Raw genomic sequence first — 3,606 nt, 5'->3', positions numbered from 1 at the left:
GCAGCCTTTGCCCCGGTTGCGGGTGTCATCGGTCTGGTGGCGGGCCTTCTGGCCGGCATTGGCATGTTCAAAGGGCCGGTGCAGGCTGCGATCTCGGGGGCGATCATTGCCGTTGCTTTGGCACTGATTGCCGTGCCGATCCGGGTCTGGCTTTTTGGCGGCGTGACCGGCAGCGGCGCGGATTTCCTGACGGGCTGGCTGCTGCAAACCGGACGCGATATTTTCAGCTCGACCCTTTACACCGTCATTATCGCCAATCTGGCGGATAAGATCGTTACGGCGCTGTTGGCATGGGCGATCTTGCGCGGTCTGCCTCAGCGCATCACCAGCGATTGGCCGTTCCTGCGCCATAGCCGCCCGGTCTAAAGTCGGTGTTGGCGCATGCCGGGCAGGGTGCACTTTATCGGTTGCACCCGCTGACCAAGCTGGCACTGGCGCTGCCGGTCTTGGGGCTATTGCCTGTCGCGGCTTGGTGGGTTTTGGTGCTTGTGGTCGCTGCCGCGCTGATCTGGGCGTGGCAAAGCGGTATCGGCGCGACCTTGATCCGGCGCATGGCGCTGTTCTTGGCGCCCCTCGCCGTGGCCATTTCTGTGGTCCATGGCCTGCTGATCGTTCGCGGGGCCCCGCTTGATTGGGGATATGTGACCATCTACCCCGATGGCTTGGCCCACGGCGGCATGATCTTGCTGCGTCTTGCCGCACTTTTGGCGGCGGGTCTGCTTTTCGTGCTTTCGACGCCGCCGGGCGTCTTGGCGGATGGGCTGGAGGATAAGGGCCTGGCGCCTGGTTTGACCTATCTCTTGACGGCGCCCCTTAGCCTTGCTGCGGGCCTTTCCCAAGAGGGGGCAGTTCTGAGCGATGCCATGCGTCTGCGCGGCCTTGCCTTGAATGAGGGGCGGCTGTGGCATCGGCTTCAGGCATTGTGGTGGGTCGTGATTGCCTTGGTGCGCGCGCAATTGCTAGAGGCAGCCCCCCGCGCCCAGATGCTAGAGGCGCGCGGCTTTCGCAGCCAACCCCGGCGCAATCAACTGTCGCCACCTCTCGACAGCATGGCGCAATTCCGGCTTCGCCTGGCGATGTTGGGGCTGACGCTGGCCATTTTGCTGTGGGGGCTATGGGCATGGCTTTAACCCTGCGCGATTTGCATTTCCAATGGCCCGACGGCACCGCGCTTTTTGCGGGGATCGACCTTGATCTCAAGCCGGGCGCGCGTTTGGCGGTGATCGGCAAGAACGGCTCGGGCAAGACCACGCTTGGGCGTATTCTGGCGGGAATTTTGCCTCCAAGCGATGCCTCGAGCCTAAGCTGGCAAGAAAAGCCGCTGTCATCATGGCCGCTGGTCAATCGTGTTTCTGACATACAGCTTGTTGGGCAAAGGCCCGATTTGCAGCTTTCTGGCCGCGCGGCCACGCTGCGTGCCGAAGTGGCTTTTGGCCCCGAAAACCTGAATCTTCCCCGCGCCGAAATTGCGCAGCGCGCCGATGAGGCACTGGCCGCGATGGGGCTTGATCATCTGGCGCATCGCGATCCGCGCAGGCTGTCGGGTGGCGAAAGCCAACGATTGGCGATTGCCGCGGCTCTGGCGTTTCGACCGCGGTTGCTGATCCTTGACGAGCCGCTAACCGATCTGGATCAAGCTGCGCGTCAGGGCTTGATTGCGCGCCTTGCCACCCTTTCACCCGGGCTTGCGGTGATCGCGCTGGATATTCGCGCCGATGAATGGTTGGCACAGGGTTTCACCCGGTTTCAAACATTGGCGGATGGCAAGCTGACACAGCATGATGCCACGACCCAAGGCGCAGCGGCACCTGCCCCTGAAACGCGCAAAGTCAGCGCGCAATCTTATTCCCCTCTGGTTCAGATCCGCGATCTTTCATTCGCCTATGCCGCCGATACGCCTTTGCTCAAGGGGGTCAATCTTGATCTGCCGGGCGGGGCGGCAATTGCGGTCACGGGGCCGAATGGGGCCGGAAAGTCCACGCTGATGCGCCTGATTGCCGGGCTGAACCGGCCTGATCAGGGCCAAATCACGCTGGCCGGGCTGGAAGTCGGTAAGGTCAAGGCACGGGTTCTGGCAGGCGTTCTGGGCATGGTCTTTCAAAATGCCGATCGCCAGTTCACGGCCGCAAGCGTTGTGGGCGAAGCACGTCTTGCCCCCCGTTTACAGCGCATGAGCGAACCTGATCTGATGGCTCAGGCCGCGGTTGATGCGCTTGGCATCGGCGCTGTGACGCATCACCATCCTTTTGATCTGGATAATGGCGCAAGACGGCTGGCAGCGGTCGCCGCCGCCCTGTCGCATGGTCCCAAAGTGCTGATCCTGGACGAGACGCAGCGCGGGCTTGATGCCCACCATCTGACCCTATTGGAGCAGGCAATCCGCAATTTCTGCGAAAAGGGCGGATTAGTTCTGTTTGTCTGCCATGATGAGGACTTTACAACGCGCAACGCCAGCCATCGCCTGGCCGTTTCGGGGCGAACTGCGGTCTTGTCCCAGTTCAGCTGATCCAACAGCTATTTTGAAATGCTTTAGCGCAGATCGCGTCGGGGGACCGCCGATGAATAGGTGTTCAGCGCTTTGAGTTGGGCATCGGTTCGCGCCAAATGATCCAGGGCCTCGGTGCGATTGGCTTGCGCCAAAAGTCCGCATAGGACCTCGGAGACCGCAAGCGCGGGGCTTAGATTGTGAAAGAAGCTTGGGCTTTCGACGGGGCAAAGGATGACATGATCCGCCAGCGTTACGAAAGGCGAGACAGCACTATCGGTGATGGCCACGACAACCATAGCTTTATTTTTTGCAAATTCAGTTATTTCAACGCTTTGACGTGCATATGGTAGAAGTGAGATCACCATCAGAACATCGCCTTCGCCCGCGTGGATCAACGGGTCTGTACCGGTTCCTCCGGGACCGTCCAGATGGATGCTGGCCTCACCCAAAAGGGACATGACATAGTGAAATTGCCATGCCACAGAATGACATGATCGCGCACCCAGAACGTAGATCCGCTTCGCCTGTTTCAGGCAGCCCGCCGCCGCCGCGATCTGGGCCAGCCCCTCGGGTTCGGCAAGCCGGGCGATCTGCGCCGATAGACTAAGCAGCATGGCCCTTGCGCGCTCTTGGGGGCTGCCTGCGGGCGGATGCGAGCCGCTGGCCAACGCGCGTGGCAAAAGCCCATCGGGTGCGCGTCGAATGGCCTCGGCCTGCTCATTGCGCAATTCATCATAGCCATCCGCGCCCAAGAATTTGGCCAGACGGGTCATGGTGGCAGGCTGAACACCGGCGTTGCGCGCCAACTCGCGCATTGAACTCAGCGCAACATCCTGCGGATGGTCGAGCAAATAACGCGCCGCCTGTTGCAGCTGCGGCGACATATCGTCAAAGCGCTCGACCAGCTTTTGGCGCAAGGGCCCGTTCTGCGTCATTTGTTTCACCCCTGCACCGAATGTTTCAGCATCTTCCATTCCGGCATCGCGAAATCAATTGATTTCCGCCGCATGCGCTGTTGAAATCTGGCGCGGCCAGCCTTCGATCGCACGAATGCAGTTGCTCTTGTGATCAGCCTGCTGCGATAAAGCGCCATGTTGCTTCAAGAATATGAACGTCGC

General features: G+C 60.7%; 3 protein-coding genes and 1 pseudogene. 3 read left to right on the top strand and 1 reads right to left on the bottom strand.

The window, feature by feature from the left end; translation table 11 throughout:
• The 3 genes and pseudogenes from RTS12_RS20290 to RTS12_RS20280 all read left to right on the top strand — a co-directional run.
• Positions 1 to 366, top strand: a pseudogene (locus RTS12_RS20290) (ECF transporter S component); the annotation flags it as partial.
• Positions 367 to 371: 5 nt separating this feature from the next.
• Positions 372 to 1,130, top strand: coding sequence for an energy-coupling factor transporter transmembrane component T (locus RTS12_RS20285; protein ID WP_312531894.1), 759 nt, complete (start codon positions 372 to 374; stop codon positions 1,128 to 1,130).
• Complete coding sequence (locus RTS12_RS20280) at positions 1,121 to 2,506, top strand: ATP-binding cassette domain-containing protein (RefSeq protein ID WP_312531892.1); 1,386 nt, start codon at positions 1,121 to 1,123, stop codon at positions 2,504 to 2,506. Before RTS12_RS20285 ends, RTS12_RS20280 begins: the two co-directional genes overlap by 10 nt.
• Positions 2,507 to 2,529: 23 nt before the next feature.
• On the opposite strand, the gene RTS12_RS20275 is transcribed toward RTS12_RS20280, so the two are convergent.
• A complete protein-coding gene (locus RTS12_RS20275; protein WP_312531890.1) occupies positions 2,530 to 3,423 on the bottom strand; it encodes a MurR/RpiR family transcriptional regulator in 894 nt (297 codons plus the stop codon).
• Positions 3,424 to 3,606 lie beyond the last annotated feature (183 nt).

Origin of the sequence: Paracoccus sp. (in: a-proteobacteria), assembly GCF_032007265.1 — a bacterium.
In the GTDB taxonomy this organism is placed as follows: domain Bacteria; phylum Pseudomonadota; class Alphaproteobacteria; order Rhodobacterales; family Rhodobacteraceae; genus Paracoccus.
The sequence above is the reverse complement of the archived record's forward strand: the minus strand, read 5'-3'. Positions and strand labels throughout refer to the sequence as shown.

Excerpts from the sequence above, each read along its gene's own strand:
- RTS12_RS20280 (WP_312531892.1), top strand. The coding sequence starts at position 1,121 with ATGGCTTTAACCCTGCGCGATTTGCATTTCCAATGGCCCGACGGCACC.
- RTS12_RS20275 (WP_312531890.1), bottom strand. The coding sequence starts at position 3,423 with ATGACGCAGAACGGGCCCTTGCGCCAAAAGCTGGTCGAGCGCTTTGAC.